Raw genomic sequence first — 17,270 nt, forward strand, 5'->3', positions numbered from 1 at the left:
ACAGTCTTAGCGGATGCCGATATGGCCGATTAACGGGAGATGAAGGCCGCGCACCAGATCGTCTTCGCAGCGCACGCGGCGTTGGCCGAGCTCATACAGCAGCGCCAGGCAGAAGCCGAGCGCCAGACCGACCAGAATGCTGGCAGCGATATTCTGCATCAGCAGCGGCTTGGAATGCGTGCTCGGCACTTCCGCCACGCGCAGAACCGTCAGGTCGAAGGTGTTGATGTTGCTGGCCATAAGAATTTCGTCGTACTTTGCCAAGGCGGTGTTGTAGACGCGCTCGACGCTGTCGAGCTGGCGCTGGTAGGACGTGATGATGTCGCGATGTTGTTTCTGTTCAAGCAGTTTGGCGCGTTGGGTATCGACCTCTTTTTGGAGGGCTTGCTCCTGCAGAGCCAGACGGCGTGTATCGATTTGCTGAGCGTCCAGCGAGCTGCGCGCTTCGTGGGCGATGCGTGCCGAAATATCGTCGCGCTCACTGATCAGCGCCAGCGTCTTCGGATGGCGGGGGCCGAGCACGTCTTGCACATCGGACAGACGTTTGTTGACGTCGCTGAGTTTGGACTTCAGATCGTTGATATTGGGGCGTTGCGCGACCTCCGGCAATTCGTCGATGCGCATGCCGCCGCGCACCAGGCTATCGGTGGCGTTCTTGCGGGCTTGTGCTTCCTGCTGCTGGTTCTGCACAGTGATCAACGAGGTCATCAGATCGCCCAGTTGGCGCGATTGCAAGTCGTTGCGTTCGTTCGGATCGAGGATGCCGACTTCTTGCTGATATTGGGTCAGCTTTTGCTGGATGGAATCGGCTTCCTTGCGCAGATGTTCCAGCTGGGCGTTGTACTGCTCGCGGCGCGCACGTGCCGAGGCGGAAGAGATCTGCTGGTTGAGATCGATATAGGCGCGTACGACGGCGTTGGCGAGATCACGCGATTGCTCGGCCGTTCCAGCGGCGTATTCGACTTCGATCACGCGGCTGGAACGGCGTGTCACGACCATTGTGTTGTCGTTGATACGTTTGACCAGTTGCGAGTGGGCACGCGCTTCGCCGCTGCGTTCGACGGCTTCGTGATAGGCCGCGGTGCGTTCCAGATCGAGTGCATCGATGACTTTTTCAGCAACCGCCTGGCTCTTGATCATGTCGAGCTGGGTTTGCATGTAGCTCTCGTCCATCATTGGCGAGAACAGGCGTCCGTTGATCGGATCGTTGCCCTTGTAGTCAAGGAAGACGTCGGACGAGGCCGTATATGTTTTTGGCAGCAGCAGGGTGACGACGATCGTCACCGCCATGGTCGCCAGCAGCGTCTTGAATATCGTGCTGCGGCGCGCCGAGATCATCGACGCGAGCTGTTTGGACGATAAACCGGTTTCGGGAGCCTGCAAATTCACGTTATAACCTTGATGTTTGTTCAGAATAGACTTTCGTTGACATACACAACGTCGCCGGGCAAGACCGGATCGGTCAATTTTGCCTTGATTTCCTGTGCTGCCTTGTCAGGCATTTCCCTATTGATATAGATGCGGCGTTGGGATGCACGCTGGGTCATACCGCCGCCGAGGGAAATGGCGCGCATGACGTTCATGTCCTGTTCCATCGGATAGGCGCCGGGGCGATTGACTTCGCCATGGATGTAAAAGAGTTTCTTCTTGTTGACGTAGACGACGTCGCCGCTGTTGAGCTCTACGTCCAGCGGGCTGCGTTCGGTAGCCTTGGTTTCGCCCAGCAGGATGGGGATGCGGACGTCGCTTTCTGTACTGTTTGTTCCACCGGCGTTGCTGTTATCCGCCTTGCGGCGCAGCAGTGTGACGGTCTGATCCGCTTGTGCAGTCAGGCCACCGGCAGTCGCCAGCAACTCCAGCACGCTCATATGGCCGGGGATCGGATAGCGGCCCGGACGGCTGACTTCGCCGAGTACCGAAACCATTTGGCTGCGCAGTTGGACGACTTCAACCGACACTTCCGGGTTGCGCAGATATTGGCCCTTGCGCAGCGCATCAGCGACGCGCGCCGAAATTTCACTCGTCGTCAGCCCTGTGACATCAACGCCGCCGATCAGCGGCAAGGTCAGCATGCCTTTATCATTGACGCCGACTTCCGCCGACAGGTCGGGTTGGCCGAATACGGTCACCCGCAAGACGTCACCAGAGCCGACGCGCGTATTGGTTACTGTAGAAGAGGGGAGCGCCAGCGTAGACAGCGTGCCGGGCGGGGCGGACATCACTTCACCGGTTTTGGTCGGATCCGTAGGTACCTGCGCGAATGCAGAAATACACATCAGGATAGCGATGACAGCAAAAAGAGAACGGACTAATCGACGCAAACTTGACTCCCAAGACTGATTACAAAACGATCTGCGACCTGCTGCAACTTGCGATCTGCCATTTGCGCTATACGGAGTGCTGCCGGAGCAGCAAACGTGAATCAGTGAGGCAAAGTTTTGTAAATATGACAACTTAATTCGTGCATCTTAATCGAAAATACGCACGTTTTGAAGTAATTCTAATCAGGCTACAAATCTTTACAGTTTGAGTCACGAGATTGATAAATGTTTCCGCTTAGGAAATTTTACCTGTTTTTATTGTCAGCCGATGAATCTCATCTGCGCATGTTAGTTCGTTGAACTGAACAGGGAAATGGCATAAGCATCAGCTATGGGGCCAGTTAAGCATATAAATTGCACGATATCAATTCAATGTTGCATGAAGATTACGCCGGACCTTTAAGTCTGCCCTGGATTGGCGACGGTGTAGCGTTACGGCAAAATCGGGCACGGAAAAACGGCTTTGGCGAATTCGTCTATCCTTGCCGGATTAATCGTTGCTCAATATCGCCATGTCCGTTTCCATTGCCAATTCAACTGAGTTAGCTGACTCAGTTGATTCATTTGATTTCGCCTCCGCCTCGGGCTCTCTTCGCATCAGTGTCCTTGACCAGGCGCCCGTTTCGGAGGGGATGTCCGGCGCACAGGCATTGAAAAATGCCATCGATCTGGCGACGCTGGCGGATCGTCTCGGTTACTACCGGTATTGGGTCGCGGAGCATCACGGCACCACCTCTCTGGCATGCGCCAGTCCTGAAGTGTTGATCGGCCCCATCGCGGCAGCGACATCACGTCTGCGCCTGGGCAGTGGCGGGGTCATGCTGCCGCATTACAGCCCGTTAAAGGTCGCGGAATCGTTCAGCATGCTCAGCGGCTTGTATCCGGGCCGCATTGACCTGGGGCTGGGGCGTGCGCCGGGAAGCGATTCGTTGACCGCGTCTGCCTTGCAGCGTGACCGGCGTCAGCGTCCTCAAGATGATTTTCCGGAGCAGTTGAATGAGCTGCTGGGCTACTTGTGGGACGAGTTGCCCGAGGACCATCCGTTTGCACGCCTGTCGTCTTTGCCCGGGAGTCCGGAGCTGATACAGCCATGGATGCTGGGCTCCTCCGCGCAAAGCGGGATCTGGGCGGCCGAGCTGGGTTTGCCATACATGTTTGCGGATTTTATCCACGCCGCCGGCGAGCCGGTCGCAGAACGGTACCGGCGCGACTTCGTGCCGTCACCGCGTTTCCCATCGCCGCGACAGGGTGTAGCCTTGCAGGTCATCTGCGCCGATACCGATGAAGAAGCCCGTCTGTTGGCGACCAGCTACGGCATGCGCTTGATCCATATGCATAGCGGACGGCGTCTGGACAAGATTCCGTCAGTGGAAACAGCGCTGAAGTTTTTCGAGGAGTACAATCTGCCGCCGTCGACCTTGCCGTCCGGCCGACGCGCCGTGGTGGGTTCTCCGGCCAAGGTAAAAGAACAGATTGAAGTGTTGGCCGCCGCCTATGGTGCGGACGAGGTCATGATTGTGACGATCATTCATGAGCACGCGGCGCGCAAGCGATCCTATGAATTGATCGCGCAGCAGTTCGGACTTTCCTGAGCAGGTTTAATGCCGGTATTGATGATGAAGAAGCGTGTGCACGTAAATGCATCCACTTTTATCAGGTCGATAAATTTCTTTTAAATCAAAAGGATAGCGAGAACTCCTCAACTTTATCCACAAAGTTACCCCCAGTTTTTGTGGGTAACTTTTACCTGTGGAAAAGTGTGTCCGTTGGCGCTCGCGGTTCAGGATTTGTCGCGCCCTGACAGCCACAGTCGCGTCATTTGCTCTGCGCTGTCCTTCAGGAGCGCAGCCGCGTTGCCGATGGCGTCATTCAGTGTCGTCGGGCCAAAAACGATCGAAAAACATCCCGAGAAGCTGGTTTGCAACTGAGGCAATGACGTGCGGTCGATGCCGCCCGACAGAAGCGAGGTTTTTACGCCGGCCAGACGCGCACGTTGTGCCGCGATGAAGGGCGCTTTTCCATGCAAAGTCTGGACGTCGCTGCGGCCTTCGCCGGTAATTAGCCAGTCGGCATCTTTGAGCGCGGCGTCGAGCCCGATATAGTCGGCCACGGTTTGTGCGCCGGACTGAAATTCTGCGCCCAGCATCAACAACGCATAACCCAGCCCGCCTGCAGCACCGGCACCGGGCGAGTTGGCTTCACTGCGGCCGCTGGCCTGCTCGAAGAGCGTCGCAAAATGGCTGAGCAAGGCATCCAACGGTTTGACCTGCTCCGGCTTGACACCTTTTTGCGGGCCGAAAATAGCGGTCGCGCCTTCATCGCCGCAGAGCGGATTGTCGACATCGGACATGGCGACGATGTGGATATCTTTCAGGCGCGGATCAAGGCCGCTGACATCGACACGCGCCAGTTTGCCCAGGTGCGACGGTACGGGGGCGAGTTGCTTGCCTTCTGCATCCAGCAGTTTCAAGCCCAGCGCAACCAGCATGCCGATGCCGCCATCATTGGTGCTGCTGCCCCCCAAAGCGATCAGGAAGCGCCGTGCGCCGCTATCCAATAGCGCCAGCAAAGCGTCGCCGATGCCGAGCGTAGAACGGTCTTCCACGGCTACTGCCGTGCCGGTCGCATCGGTCAGGCCAACAATTTCTGCTGATTCGATGACCGCGCTGCGATCGCTCAGGATGCCGGTTGCTGCCTCACGCATGGCGCCTGCCGCACCACGCACTTGCAGGCGGCGTACTTCGCCACCGGCATGGAGCAGCGCGTCGAGCGTCCCTTCGCCACCATCGGCAATCGGACACAAGCGGATCACGGCATCCGGCGCGGCGGCCAGGACACCTGCGCCAATCGCTTCCGCGACTTGCTCGGCGCTCAGAGAACCTTTGAATGAATCGGGGGCGATGACAACAACAGGGGCGGAAGCAGTAGTCATGGATAAGTGTCGACGGGGATGCGGGCAGCGCAACCGCGTGGGGCGCAGCCCTTTCGCGATCGGGTGTCTCCGGGTGATGGAATATTTTTTATGGAGCGCTGATTATATAAGCATCTGTGTGGCGGCACGATAGTGGAAGTGGATGGGCATTATCAATGTATCGGTATGGCGGCCAAGGTAACAAAAGGTAATTGGACTGGAAAAGGCGCAAATTGAATCGCATCATGTAAAAAGAATAATTCCGGCTGCGAGGGCATTATGAAACGTTTATTGTGGATCATTCCTGCGCTGATGCTGGGCGGCTGCGTTGCCGTGCCTTACGATCCTTATCCTTATTATGCGTCGCCAGCACCTGTCTACGTGGTGCCGTCCGCCAGCGTCTACTATGGTTACGGTGGCGGCTATTGGGGCGGTTGGCGAGGCGGCGGCGGTCGGTGGCGGCATTAGGAACAATGAGCATCCAAATCATGCTTGAGAACAATGTTAAGGGTGGCTGCAGGTTTGCATTCTTTCTCCCAAGCCAGTAGCATTGCGGATCATCGATCCAGAACCGATGCCCGGTGACTTGCATCGGGTATCATGGGCGCTAAAAATTGGATGCTGTCCGTTGTTGTTGCATGGTATGACGATTTTTACGACACTCTCTCACTCAACTCCCAGAACACGTACGCGTAACAGGACGATCGTCGGCGTCAGCCTTTCGATACTGGTTCACGTATTGCTGTTCGTTGTTTTGCGGCCCAGCCTGCAAAAAATCAATGTACAGGCGAACTCCTCACACGAACCGCTTGAGGTGACTTTCGTCCATAGCACTCCGCCACCGGCAGCTATCAAGCAACCGACGCCGCCGGAAAAGACCAAGCCGGTCAAGAAATCCTCGCCCCAGCCCAAACAGATTGCCCGCGCCAAGCCTAGCCCGAGTCCAGCACGGGTGCCGGCACGCGAAGCACCGCCGCCATCGCCTACAGCCATTACGCAGGCGCCGCCGGAAATGGATATGTCCACAATGCTCAACGCCGCGCGTGAACGCCGCCGTGCCGCAGAAGACTCCGCTACCCGCGAGAACGCCGAGGCGCGCGCCGCAGAGCAGGGGCCGTCAGCCAACGAGATTGCGCGCGCCAATATCGCCTTTCAGGCGCGCAAAGCCAGCGGCGGCACCAATGGCGTGTTTGAGATTGTCAGCAAGGGGCCGCGCGTGGCGCAATACGTATTCCGTGGCTGGACGAGCGATATTCGCAACAGTCAGCGGCAGACCATTACTGTGGATGCCGGTCCCAACGGTGACGTGGAAAAGGCGATCGTCGACAGCATGATCGCGCTGATTCGCAAATACTATTCCGGCGATTTCAACTGGGAATCGGCGAAGCTCGGCCGCGTAGTCTCGCTTTCTGCACGTCAGGCCGACACGGCAGGTTTGCAGGCTTTCCTGCTGCGTGAATTCTTCGGATAAATCCTCGCTATTGTGCGCATGCCGTTAGTTTCAGTTGAGGAACGATAGCGCGCAGGCGGTCTAAACTCTGCACGTGTTTGAGAATTTTCCTATATAAACGCCCACCGCAAAAAAACATAATGTTGAACATTCGACGTTCAACCAATTGTGGGTTCATTCATGAACAGTTTCCTCTGGGCTTTTGCGGTTTTATGCGGTCTCGTCTGCCTGTTCACCAGATATGCCTCATCTGGCGCGATCCGGCAGACGCTGGAGCAACGGCAGCGACAGTTCATCGTTGATGTATGCGACGGCAATCAGCAGCAGGCAGAGCGCCTCATACAAGAAAAGATGCAAGCCCATCCCGGCGTGGAAACGTCCGAAGTCTTGCAACTGGTTTATCAGGACATGCTGGATCTGACAGCAGAAGAGCGTGCCGCAGCGCATGTCATCCGACGCGGTTATGCAGGCAAAGGCATCGTCAAGGGCAGCGCAGCCTGATTCGCCGGCTCTGATACCTGACTTCAGCGTTTAGCTTTACTCCCATCTTTCCGGCGTATTTCTTCGCAGACGCGTCTGTCGGTAGCGAAAATCCGCCAAATCTGCCATTTTCATCCTCTTGAAAACATGTGGAAACGACATGTTGAAAGTCTTGCATCCCTTGCTGGTAAAGGATTTCAGGCATCTACACTTTTTCTCGGTTTGTGCTACTATGAAGTTACTTGCCGTGAGGAAATCATGAAAACTGTTGATAAAAATGTCGAATTAACCGGCGAAGAGCTGCGCTGGATGTATAGCGTATTCAAAGGAGACTTTCGCGTGATTCCGCGTCGTGTGGTGCAAAGTGTGATTAGTAAAGGCTTGGGCATTCCCAATCTGGGCGGCGCTTTCAATCTCACCAATGCAGGCAGAAACGTCTTCCGTCGTACACCGCAGGAGCAAGCAGCCAATGACGATATGCATATTGTGAAATCCCGTTATCGCCATCGATCCAATTGGCGTCTCGGATAAGGTATGTACAGGCGTTTGCCTGGCCTTGAGAAGATTAAAAAAGCAGCATTCGATTTGAAACGGATGCTGCTTTTTTCATTCTGTGATCACCTTGGGGCCAAAGTCTTGAGCGCACAATAAAAAAGCCCGGTACCAGAAAACCGGCACCGGGCAAGCTCGTCACTCCCCCGAAAACCTGCGAGGCAGAGTCGCGTTCTCTGCGATGAATATTGAGCACCTGAAGAAGGAGAGGCATCAGGTGACTCAGAACCGATGAGGATGCGAGTGACTTGATTCCATTCTTGCAAAAACATCACGCAAATAACATCGAATTAATTCGAGATATTTTAAGTATTTGTATTTGGCGAAAATCGCATCGATATTTTTAACTCTCAAAATAATTTAAAACGTTCTTATCCGGACATTTTTTCGTGAGTTTTGTCGATTGTTGAAAATAGAAAGATTGTTTTTGATGATGGTGAAAGATCTGCTACTGATCGTTCATTTCTTCATTCAAAGGGAGCCACTGCCAGTTTTTTGTTGTTTGAAGGATGCGCATGGGCAATCAATCTGGGTTCCCTCGGCCGTCAGCGGCATTTTCGGCCCGGTGCTAGACTGATTTTTTTGTTCATCCAAGGAATTGTCATGTCGCGTCGCTCCAGATTGTTGTCGTTGTTCACTTTCGCGCTGCTGGCCCTGCCGTTATTGTCGCAAGCGCAGAATGCCGCACCCAGCCGAATCCGTGGCACTGTAACTGCCATCAGCGGATCAGACATTGATGTGACAACGCGCGAAGGCAAAAGCCTCAAGTTGCATTTGAGCGATGCGACGCGCTACTCGTCAGTCAAGCCGCTGGATCTGTCGGCGATCAAACAGGGTAGTTTTATTGGCACCGCCGGCAAGCCGGGCGCCAACGGCAGTATCCAGGCATTGGAGGTCGTGGTGTTCCCGGAAGAGGCGCGCGGCACCGGCGAAGGTCATTACGACTGGGATTTGCTGCCAGGTAGCAGCATGACCAATGCGACGGTCTCTGCGGTCGTTTCCGGCAATACCGGACGCGATCTGGATCTGGTCTATCAAGGTAAAAGCATCAAAATCACCGTGCCGAAAGATGTGCCGGTGGTGACGATTGTTCCCGCTGCTTTGCAGGACGTTAAACCAGGCCTGACGGTGTTCGTCGTTGCCACGCATGCCGGCGACGATTGGAGCGCCGCGCGTATTGTCGTGGAAAAGGATGGCGTCAAGCCGCCGATGTGACCAGAACGGGAGGGGCGGGGGGCAATATGAGCCGATATACGCATCCTTATGCCGGGAAGGCATAAGTGAATGACATATTGATCGTTTTCGTGGCGGATTTTCTGCGATACAGTGAAAACGTCTCCTCAACAAACCTCCTGGAAGATGTTTTTTGAGATTAAACCCGCCCGGCATTGGCTTGGCGGGTTTTTTTTTGCCTTTTTTCCGGCAAGGAGCGCTGATTCAACGCTTATTAAATAATCAATCTGTTGTCAGGCCGCCCCCAGAAAGGCATTGAAGCGCTCCCCCACAGCTTATCCACAGATCTATTCACAGGCATTGTGGGTAACTAGAGACAGATTCACTGCCATTGCAGGGTGTTCCGGCCCGATTATCATTGCCTGTGGCGGCACGTGCGCTTAACATAGCGGCCCGGACATTCTGGCAAACTGTCTATCTGCCTGAATCAACACGGAGAATGCAATGAGCGACGATCTGACGAAAGACGAATTTGATGCCCTGGGCCAAGTCAGCCGAAAGGAGCACCGCGGCCGTCCAAGCGCCTGCGTCGCCCGCAATACCAAGCGCCTGACCGGTCTCAAGTTCCTGGAATACAGCCGCGACGGACACCTCGGGCTGACGGAAAAGGGCAAGCAGACCTTGTTCATCTACCGCTGCATTGAGGCGTTACGCGGACTTAGCCTTGATCCGAATGCGCATGTCGACGCCGACGTTGCGATTTTCCTCGGCCGCAAAGGGCACATCGTGGAAAAAGAAGGCAGCAAGGAATTCGAGATCACTCAGCGTGGCCGCGAATCGCTGGCAGATATTGACGCGCAGTCGCAGTCGCGCTGATTTTCATCTTTTTCTTGTCTTCTCTATTTTTCGCTGAAAGGGATGTGCGCTGTCACATGCTTTTCAGACGACGCAATCAACGCAATCGACGTAATTTATTGCCTCGATCAGATGACTGCAATCCCTCCAATTTATTCCATCCCATTCGATCTGGACGGCACTTTCCGGTCGCTTTTCTGCTAAAGCGGCCGCAGTAAAATCTGCCTGCCTTGCATCTCTTTCTTCTCTCCGAATTTCACCTGTTTTTTCCATAGAGCGGCAGTGCCGCACAGGCATAGGGAATTCCCCGATAGATTGCACACGCTTGCATGACTAAGATGATCTCCATGGAACGACGGTTTGCAAAGCCAGCGACGAAGCAACAGCCCGGCAGCAAATCTGATCGCAAACTGACCTAACGGAGATCATCATGCAATTCATAGTCGACACTGTTCCCAACGATATCGCCCTGATGTTTATGACATATCTCGGCTTTTGTCTGGTACTGATGTACCTCTTCATCCGCGCCGATTGCGAATGGAACAAGCGTGAACTCAAACTCTCTCGCGAACGTCTGCGCCTGCTGTCCGTCGACCACGGCAAGACGGAACGTCTGCGTGAACTGACAGCCTGCTCGGTACATCACGAGGTGAATTGTTCCTGCTTCCTGCACGGCAAGAACGACGGATGTCACCGTTCGGAAGCGGCATAACGCTGCTCCTGACAACGGCGATGCCGGACCGGTAATCGGCAATTGCTACAGGAATGCAGATGTGTACGGTATGAACGGATAGGCGGTATGAGAAAATACGCGGATGAAATCACCTAATCTTCGCCCCCTCATCCCGCTCGCGGATTATCAACGTATTTTTCGCGTCATTCACTCCGTGTTGGATAGTGTTGACGCCAATATTCCGGCCGCAAGTTTTTTCTTCAGCGTCACTGCGGCACAGATATTGAAGAAATTTTATAAAAAGAATGCCTTTCCGGTTGCCGGTGCGGCTTTCTACCTGATCAGTGAAGATAGCAGCGGTGCCTTGTCATTCGGCACGCTGGATGGCGACAAGATTGATAGCAACAGCGATGCATTTCATTGCTGGGTACAGTGCGACGGTTACGTATTGGATCTGATGGCGCCGGTATTCCAGGAGTTGCTGGAGTCGGCAGGTCACCCGATGGCAGTGCCGCGGCAAATGTTTCAAAAGGATCTGGCGCGTAGCGTTGCGTCGCCCAATGCACTGGCTGCGCCGGGTGACTTTTATCTGGAGCCGAATCTGGCGCTGACGAAGGAATTGTTGCAACAGTTCATGAGCAAGCCAGCCCTGAGCAATCTGTCGCAGGTCTGCATGGAGTGGTATCAAAAGCCGCCGAAAGAACTCAGTACCGATCTGGTCATGCAGGGTGCGGAAGGCGAAGGTACAAAGATCAAGCTCAGCCGTCTGCAGATTACAGGCGTTTGGTAAGCAAGTATTGCAATGCAAACGAATAGGGAAGCGGAAGTGGCTGGAGCAGCAGTTGTTGAGGCAGTCGGTAGTAGCAGTAAGAGGTACTTCTTGGGGAAAGCAGGGTAGCGGAGTAAAGCGATGAGAAGGGGAAATGGTGCGCCGGACGGTTGGTCCGGCACACCCTGCAATCATGCATATCGGTTGCATGTATCGCGAAAGAGTAGACAGGATAATCTGGCTTTGTGACTTCTTGATGACAGTAGCAACTATCCCATTATGGTTGCCGCTGATTCGAAAATGCGCGAAACAGTTTCAGAGTGTCACGAAGCCGTCATACGTCGTCGATACACTCTCGCTTGTCTCCTCTAAACTTGCTTTAGATTCACCTGCGATACGAAAGTATCGCAGGTTTTTTTTCCTCAACGATTTTGCAGCAAAGATCCGCGAGAGTTGGTTTGAGTCGCCAATGCCGGATAGTGGCGTTGTAACCCGGCTGTACGCACACGTTTTGGAAGCTGCCATCCTCCCTGCTGATTCGTCAGCCGGTGGCGCGGGGTGCGTAATTTGCTCAAGAATGACAACGAATTGAAATTTCGATTGTTATCAAACACTTAAGCGACTTCTCCAGCGCTTATCCACAGGCTTGCTCCCAAAATGTGGGGATAACTTTGCCTGCATATCCACATTCCGAATTGAAACTATCTACTGCGCAGGCGCCTGATCCGTGTACGGCTCGACCTTGACCGACGCCAGGCTGTAGCCGGCCGTGCCCATCATCGTGTCCGAATGCTCCACCTTCAGCACGCCGTTGATCCATACCGCGTCCATGGTGCGGATGTTTTTGACCGGCTTGTTACTGTGGACGTGGATGATCTGGTTGGCCGGGGGAGGCGGCACGTGGATGCAGGCGCCGAAGTAGGGTACCAGCAAGAATTCCTTCAGTGCTTCGCCTTCGCGTTCCAGCGACACTACAAAGCCGGGGATGCGGATCGATACGCCATCCATGCTCGGATCGATAGGCGCATTCTTCCAATACTTCTTGGCTTTCCACAGTGCTTCCATGGCGCGCGGGTCGCCGTCTTCCATCTTGTCCAGCTTCAATCCCTTGAATGGCGCCATGGCATCCCAGTCTTTCGGCATCAGGGATTCCCAGGCGATCTCGCGGAAGGCCCCGTCGTTTTTGCCGGACGGCTTGTAGGGCTTGTTCGACAGATCGGGACTTTGCTGCAAATGATCACCGACCTTGTATTGCGCGCTGTCGGAATACGGTGCGGTGCCTGCCGGAGCAGCCGCTACCGTAGCCGAAGAGGAGGCAGAGGCAATTGGTGCACCGGCATTGACGGCCGCAGCAACGGTCGCAGCAGCGGCAGCAGCCGAGGCCTTCGGCGTCGCAGCAAGGTGGACGCCATAACCGACCAGCAATCCCGCGGCAACGATGCCGCCTATCCAGGTAATACTTTTCATGATTTCATTTTCACGTATTCAATACGTGACCTTAAATTCTTGGGGTCAGACCATCCGCCAGACTGAGGCGGTATGCGCGCAAGCCCGGCAACAGGCTGGCGACAAAGCCGGCAACGATGGTCCATAGCAACAACTGCAACTCACCGGAAGCAGGCAGGGCCGGATGCAATGTTACGCCAAATTGCGCACTGAGGAAGGGGCCCAGCGCAAACAACGCCAGCGTCAGCAAAACCACGCCCAGTATGACGCCGGCCAACATCACTGCCAGTCCTTCCAGTGCCAGCAGCAGGAAAATATCGCCGGGGCGGGCACCGACCGAGCGCAGCACGGCCAGCTCGCGACGGCGTTCTCCCAGGCTGGCGAGAATCGCCGACACCAGCCCCGCCAGGCCGACGATCACCACCATGCCGGAGACCACCAGCAGCGCATTTTCGCCGACGCCGACGACTTGCCACAATTCATCCAGCGCCACGCCCGGCAGCACCGCCATCAAGGGTTCGCTGTTGTCATCGGCGATGTCGCGCTGCACGCCGAATACAGCGGCGCGATTCTTGAGTCCGACCAGTACCGCAGTGACGGTCTTCGGTGTCAGGTCGAATTTCTTCACCAGTGCAGGTGCAATCGACAGGCCGGGCATGGGCGCGCCGCCTTCCCAATCCAGATGGATGGCCTCCATGGCATCGAGGCCGATGTGCACGGTGCGATCCACCGGCGTGCCGGTGCGCGCCAGGATGCCGACCACCGTGAACGGTTTGTCGGCGTGATCGGTCAGATGCAGGCTGCCCATGCCGTGGCTGAGCACGATACGGTCACCGAGTTTGTAGTGCAGGCGTTGCGCGACTTCAGCGCCGATCACGGTTTCGAACACGCTGCTGAAGGGACGGCCCTCGCTCAGACTCAATGCCTGTCCGTCGCCATAATGGAAGTGTTCAAAATAATTGCCGTTGGTGGCCAGCACCGGAAAGCCGCGATGCGAATCACCCAGCGACAGCGGAATCGTCCATTTCACCGCAGGATTTTTCGCCAATTTTTGCGCGCTGTCCCACCCCATGTTGTTGGTCGCGCCGCCAATGCGGAAGATCGCATACAGCATCAGCTGAACCGGGCTGGTGCGCGCACCCACCACGAGATCGGTGCCGGACACCGATTGCGAGAAACCATCGCGCACTTCGTGACGCACGCGTTCGATGCCCAGCAGCATGGCGCTCGACAGGGCAATCGCCAGCAGCATCAGGCCCAGCGTGAAGCGGCGATTCCAGGCGCTGCGCGCGGAAAGTCGAAAGAGGAAACTCATGCCGATTCCTCCACGGCGCAACGATTGATGTCGTTGAGCGCAATGCGGCGATGGAAGCGCTCGGCCAGGCGCTGATCATGGCTGACGAACACCAGGCTGGCGCCGGCTTGTTCGCACTCATGTTGAATGAGATCAAGAAAGGCTTGTTGACGGTCGCTGTCGAGCGCCGAAGTCGGCTCGTCGGCGACTACGATTTCAGGCCGGCCGATCAGGGCGCGCGCCGCCGCCACGCGTTGCTGCTGGCCGATGGACAATTGCGTCACGGCGCGTGTCCACAGGTTTGGCGCCAGATCCAGACTGCGCAGCAGCGAATGCGCCGCCGCATGCAAATCCTGCCCCTGCGCCAGCGCGCGTTCACGGCGATACGCCGAGAACTGACAAGGCAGCAGCACGTTGTCCAGAATCGACAGATAAGGAATCAGATTGAATTGTTGAAAGATGAAACCAATATGATCGACGCGAAAGCGGTCGCGCTTTGACGCCGGCAAACCATCCAGTGCTTGCCCGAGAATGGCGACATTGCCGCTTTGCGGACTGGCGATGCCGCCGATCATCGCCAGCAGCGTGCTCTTGCCGCTGCCGCTGGGGCCGCTGACGAAGACTTGTTCGTGCGCTTGCACATCGAACTGATCCAGCGCCAGCGTCGGCGTCCTCTGGCCGGGCCAGGTGAAAGAAATATCGCGCAGTGCGATGGCAGCGTCGCTCATAGGGGTTGCTCGATCAATTATTGAATGGTGATGCTTGCCGCCGTCGGCGTCAGCTTGGCGGCACCCTGACGCTTGGGTGTAACCAGTTGCACGTCAATGCTGTTGAATCTCTTGAAGGCGTCGAACAGTTTCACGTCGATACGCTGCAGCCGTTCCGGGTACGTGCATTGAAAGCTGAAATCGGCGTCCATATCGGCATGGCCGTCATGATCCTCTTTGCCGGCCGGTTTTTTCGCTGCAGCCTCACCCAGCAAGGCGGGTTCGATCGCGGCCGACACCAATTGGACTCCACTGAGCTTGCATTCTGCTGACGGGGTGGTGACGAATACTGCTGCCGCATTGCGCAGTGTCCTGGCCATGTCTTGCGCAGCTTGCTTGTCCTTGGCGCTCCTGGCTGCATGCTCAAAACCGATCAGGTTGACCAGCGGCGAATCCAGGTGCAGCGACAGCGTCTTTCCGTCGAGGGCAACGTCGAGTTTGCCGACGCCGTGGACGTGAGCTTCGTGTGCGGCAGCCAGTGTGGCGACGGAGAGCAGGAGGGCGGAACCAAGCACCGCTGTGAGCTTACGAGTATGAAAATTCATGCGCGATCTTTCTTCAAGTGAGCCGCCGGGATTTCCAAAGGGAAAGGCTCGGGCAGCATTTTGACTGGATTGTCGGATTTCTTCGAGGCTTGTCACATCTTGCAACAATGTTGCATTATAATTGCGGTTTCGCAACTCGGTTGCAAACAGATTTGTAACGGTGATTTTGGTTCCCTGCGGCCATTTTCCGTAGCGTCTTGAATGCGCGTTACCGTAGCAAATCGACTAACAAACATATCGCCACGACTATGCTTTCCCGCTACTTTCAACAAACCAGCGTCCTCGCGCTGCCCTGGTGGCAACGTGTGCTGCTGGTCGCGCCGGTGTGCCTGATCCTGTGGCTCGGCGTCATGTGGGCATTGGGAGGCGATTGAACATGTCCGTCGCCATCTCTCTGGAAAACCTGACCGTCACCTACCGCCGGCATCCGGCCCTGCATCACGTCAGCGGTCATTTTGCACAAGGCTCGCTGACCGCCATCGTCGGACCCAATGGCGCCGGTAAGAGCACGCTGCTCAAAAGCATCATGGGCCTGGTTCGCTGCAACAGCGGCCGCGTGGTCAAACATGCCGCCGCCAGCCGTATCGCCTATTTGCCGCAACAGGCTGAGATCGATCGCAGCTTCCCGATTTCTGTGCTGGACTGCGTGCTGCTCGGCTACTGGTCGAAAGCCGGCCTGTTCCGTCGCATGAGCCGCGACATGGTACGCCGTGCGGAAGACGCTTTGGCTGCTGTCGGCCTTGATGGTTTTGCGCAGCGCTCGATTGCCAGTCTGTCGGTCGGGCAGTTTCAACGCGTCTTGTTTGCACGCATTCTGCTGCAGGATGCCGAACTGATTTTGCTGGACGAGCCTTTCAGCGCCATCGACAGCAAAACTACCAACGACCTGCTGCACATCATCAAATCCTGGCATGCGGAGCAACGCACGGTCATCGCTGTACTGCACGATTACGATCAGGTGCGCCGTGCTTTCCCGCAATCTTTGCTGCTGGCACGCAATGTCGTCGCCTGGGGCGAGACGGAAGCCGTGCTATGCCACGAAAACCTGCATCGCGCGCGCTCCATGGCCGAAGCCGTGGATGAGCATGCGCCGCTTTGTGCGGTAGATGCGGTGGACGTTGTTGATGCCGCGCATGGTGAAGGAGTGCCGCGATGATGCTGCTGCACGATTTCTATCAATTTGCGATCGCGCCATTTCAGGAGTTTGCCTTCATGCGCCGCGCACTGGTGGCGACCCTGGCGCTGGCGCTCAGCAGCGCGCCGCTGGGCGTGATGCTGACCTTGCGCCGCATGAGCCTGTTCGGTGAAGCCTTGAGCCATGCAGTGTTGCCGGGTGTGGCCGCAGGTTTCATCTTCTTCGGTTTGTCATTGCCTGCCCTGAGCATCGGCGGTTTCCTCGCCGGTGTGATTGTGGTCGCATTGGCCGGCTGGATCAGCCGCCACACCGAACTCAAGGAAGACGCAAGTCTTGCCGCCGTCTACGTTGTGGCGCTGGCGCTCGGCGTGATCATGATTTCCGGTCACGGCACCCAGCTCGATCTGCTGCACATCCTGTTCGGCAACGTGCTCGGCGTCGATACCGAAGGTTTGCTGCTGGTCGCAGGTGTGTCCAGCCTGAGCGTCCTGCTGATGGCGGGTTTGTATCGCGGTCTGCTGCTGGAGAGTTTCGACCCGTCTTATCTTGCCGCCAGCGGAGGGCGCAACACGATTTATCAGCAGCTGTTTCTGATGCTGGTGGTGCTGAATCTGGTGGCGTCGTTTCAGACGCTTGGCACGCTAATGGCAGTCGGTCTCATGATGCTGCCTGCAGTGTCGGCGCGGTTATGGCATGACACGCTGCCTGCGCAACTGGTCAACAGCACCGTGCAGGCTGCCGCCGCCGGTTATGCCGGACTGATGCTGTCGTACTACGCGTCGGTGCCGTCCGGCCCGGTGATTATCGTCTGTGCCGGTGGTTTCTATTTCTTGTCTCTCATTTTTGCCCCGCGCGGCTGGTTGCCGCGCATGTTGCGCCGGCCACATCTGCGCGCATAA

At 56.2% G+C, this 17,270-nt stretch carries 19 protein-coding genes; 12 read left to right on the forward strand and 7 right to left on the reverse strand.

Going from position 1 to position 17,270, the window contains the following annotated elements:
• Positions 1 to 6 precede the first annotated feature (6 nt).
• A complete protein-coding gene (locus tag hmeg3_RS07860) occupies positions 7 to 1,389 on the reverse strand; it encodes a Wzz/FepE/Etk N-terminal domain-containing protein (RefSeq protein WP_094563245.1) in 1,383 nt (460 codons plus the stop codon).
• 20 nt (positions 1,390 to 1,409) lie between these two features.
• On the reverse strand, positions 1,410 to 2,219 hold the full coding sequence (locus hmeg3_RS07865) for an SLBB domain-containing protein (protein WP_232511922.1): 810 nt from the start codon (positions 2,217 to 2,219) through the stop codon (positions 1,410 to 1,412).
• 734 nt (positions 2,220 to 2,953) lie between these two features.
• Here hmeg3_RS07865 and hmeg3_RS07870 point away from each other — a divergent pair.
• Positions 2,954 to 3,913 (forward strand): LLM class flavin-dependent oxidoreductase, encoded by a 960-nt coding sequence (locus hmeg3_RS07870; protein WP_232511923.1) that lies wholly within the window; start codon positions 2,954 to 2,956, stop codon positions 3,911 to 3,913.
• Between the two features lie 188 nt (positions 3,914 to 4,101).
• Here hmeg3_RS07870 and hmeg3_RS07875 read toward each other — a convergent pair whose 3' ends face one another.
• Positions 4,102 to 5,253 (reverse strand): glycerate kinase, encoded by a 1,152-nt coding sequence (locus hmeg3_RS07875; protein WP_094563247.1) that lies wholly within the window; start codon positions 5,251 to 5,253, stop codon positions 4,102 to 4,104.
• A gap of 258 nt (positions 5,254 to 5,511) precedes the next feature.
• On the opposite strand from hmeg3_RS07875, the gene hmeg3_RS07880 reads away from it, so the two are divergent.
• The 8 genes from hmeg3_RS07880 to hmeg3_RS07915 all read left to right on the forward strand — a co-directional run bounded on the left by hmeg3_RS07880 (position 5,512) and on the right by hmeg3_RS07915 (position 11,205).
• A complete protein-coding gene (locus tag hmeg3_RS07880; protein ID WP_094563248.1) occupies positions 5,512 to 5,700 on the forward strand; it encodes a hypothetical protein in 189 nt (62 codons plus the stop codon).
• A 346-nt stretch (positions 5,701 to 6,046) separates the two neighbouring features.
• Positions 6,047 to 6,703 carry a hypothetical protein gene (locus tag hmeg3_RS07885; RefSeq protein WP_232511924.1) on the forward strand — a complete coding sequence of 219 codons (657 nt, stop codon included), beginning with the start codon at positions 6,047 to 6,049 and terminating at the stop codon, positions 6,701 to 6,703.
• A 159-nt stretch (positions 6,704 to 6,862) separates the two neighbouring features.
• Complete coding sequence (locus tag hmeg3_RS07890; RefSeq protein WP_094563250.1) at positions 6,863 to 7,183, forward strand: hypothetical protein; 321 nt, start codon at positions 6,863 to 6,865, stop codon at positions 7,181 to 7,183.
• A 237-nt stretch (positions 7,184 to 7,420) separates the two neighbouring features.
• Positions 7,421 to 7,693: a hypothetical protein gene (locus hmeg3_RS07895; RefSeq protein WP_094563251.1), complete on the forward strand. Its 273-nt coding sequence runs from the start codon at positions 7,421 to 7,423 to the stop codon at positions 7,691 to 7,693.
• Between the two features lie 624 nt (positions 7,694 to 8,317).
• Complete coding sequence (locus hmeg3_RS07900) at positions 8,318 to 8,929, forward strand: hypothetical protein (protein ID WP_094563252.1); 612 nt, start codon at positions 8,318 to 8,320, stop codon at positions 8,927 to 8,929.
• 462 nt (positions 8,930 to 9,391) lie between these two features.
• Positions 9,392 to 9,763 carry a hypothetical protein gene (locus hmeg3_RS07905; RefSeq protein ID WP_094563253.1) on the forward strand — a complete coding sequence of 124 codons (372 nt, stop codon included), beginning with the start codon at positions 9,392 to 9,394 and terminating at the stop codon, positions 9,761 to 9,763.
• Between the two features lie 409 nt (positions 9,764 to 10,172).
• Positions 10,173 to 10,454 (forward strand): hypothetical protein, encoded by a 282-nt coding sequence (locus hmeg3_RS07910; protein WP_094563254.1) that lies wholly within the window; start codon positions 10,173 to 10,175, stop codon positions 10,452 to 10,454.
• 103 nt (positions 10,455 to 10,557) lie between these two features.
• Entirely contained in the window at positions 10,558 to 11,205 is a 648-nt protein-coding gene (locus tag hmeg3_RS07915) for a DUF2026 family protein (protein ID WP_094563255.1), read from the forward strand.
• Positions 11,206 to 11,889: 684 nt separating this feature from the next.
• On the opposite strand, the gene hmeg3_RS07925 is transcribed toward hmeg3_RS07915, so the two are convergent.
• The 4 genes from hmeg3_RS07925 to hmeg3_RS07940 are packed head-to-tail and all read right to left on the reverse strand — an operon-like array spanning position 11,890 to position 15,236.
• Positions 11,890 to 12,651 (reverse strand): DUF3299 domain-containing protein, encoded by a 762-nt coding sequence (locus tag hmeg3_RS07925; RefSeq protein WP_094563257.1) that lies wholly within the window; start codon positions 12,649 to 12,651, stop codon positions 11,890 to 11,892.
• A gap of 31 nt (positions 12,652 to 12,682) precedes the next feature.
• Complete coding sequence (locus hmeg3_RS07930) at positions 12,683 to 13,945, reverse strand: ABC transporter permease (RefSeq protein ID WP_094563258.1); 1,263 nt, start codon at positions 13,943 to 13,945, stop codon at positions 12,683 to 12,685.
• Positions 13,942 to 14,652 (reverse strand): ABC transporter ATP-binding protein, encoded by a 711-nt coding sequence (locus tag hmeg3_RS07935; protein WP_094563259.1) that lies wholly within the window; start codon positions 14,650 to 14,652, stop codon positions 13,942 to 13,944. The genes hmeg3_RS07930 and hmeg3_RS07935 overlap by 4 nt, the downstream gene beginning before the upstream one ends.
• Before the next feature lie 17 nt (positions 14,653 to 14,669).
• On the reverse strand, positions 14,670 to 15,236 hold the full coding sequence (locus hmeg3_RS07940) for a DUF2796 domain-containing protein (RefSeq protein ID WP_094563260.1): 567 nt from the start codon (positions 15,234 to 15,236) through the stop codon (positions 14,670 to 14,672).
• A 248-nt stretch (positions 15,237 to 15,484) separates the two neighbouring features.
• Between hmeg3_RS07940 and hmeg3_RS25145 the strand changes: the two genes are divergently transcribed.
• Genes hmeg3_RS25145 through hmeg3_RS07950 form a run of 3 tightly spaced genes read left to right on the forward strand, consistent with a single transcriptional unit; the run spans position 15,485 to position 17,270 of the window.
• A complete protein-coding gene (locus hmeg3_RS25145) occupies positions 15,485 to 15,610 on the forward strand; it encodes a hypothetical protein (RefSeq protein WP_255407556.1) in 126 nt (41 codons plus the stop codon).
• 2 nt (positions 15,611 to 15,612) lie between these two features.
• Positions 15,613 to 16,392: a zinc ABC transporter ATP-binding protein AztA gene (aztA, locus tag hmeg3_RS07945; protein WP_094563261.1), complete on the forward strand. Its 780-nt coding sequence runs from the start codon at positions 15,613 to 15,615 to the stop codon at positions 16,390 to 16,392.
• On the forward strand, positions 16,389 to 17,270 hold the full coding sequence (locus hmeg3_RS07950) for a metal ABC transporter permease (RefSeq protein ID WP_094563262.1): 882 nt from the start codon (positions 16,389 to 16,391) through the stop codon (positions 17,268 to 17,270). Before aztA ends, hmeg3_RS07950 begins: the two co-directional genes overlap by 4 nt.

This window comes from Herbaspirillum sp. meg3 (genome assembly GCF_002257565.1).
GTDB lineage: Bacteria > Pseudomonadota > Gammaproteobacteria > Burkholderiales > Burkholderiaceae_D > Herbaspirillum.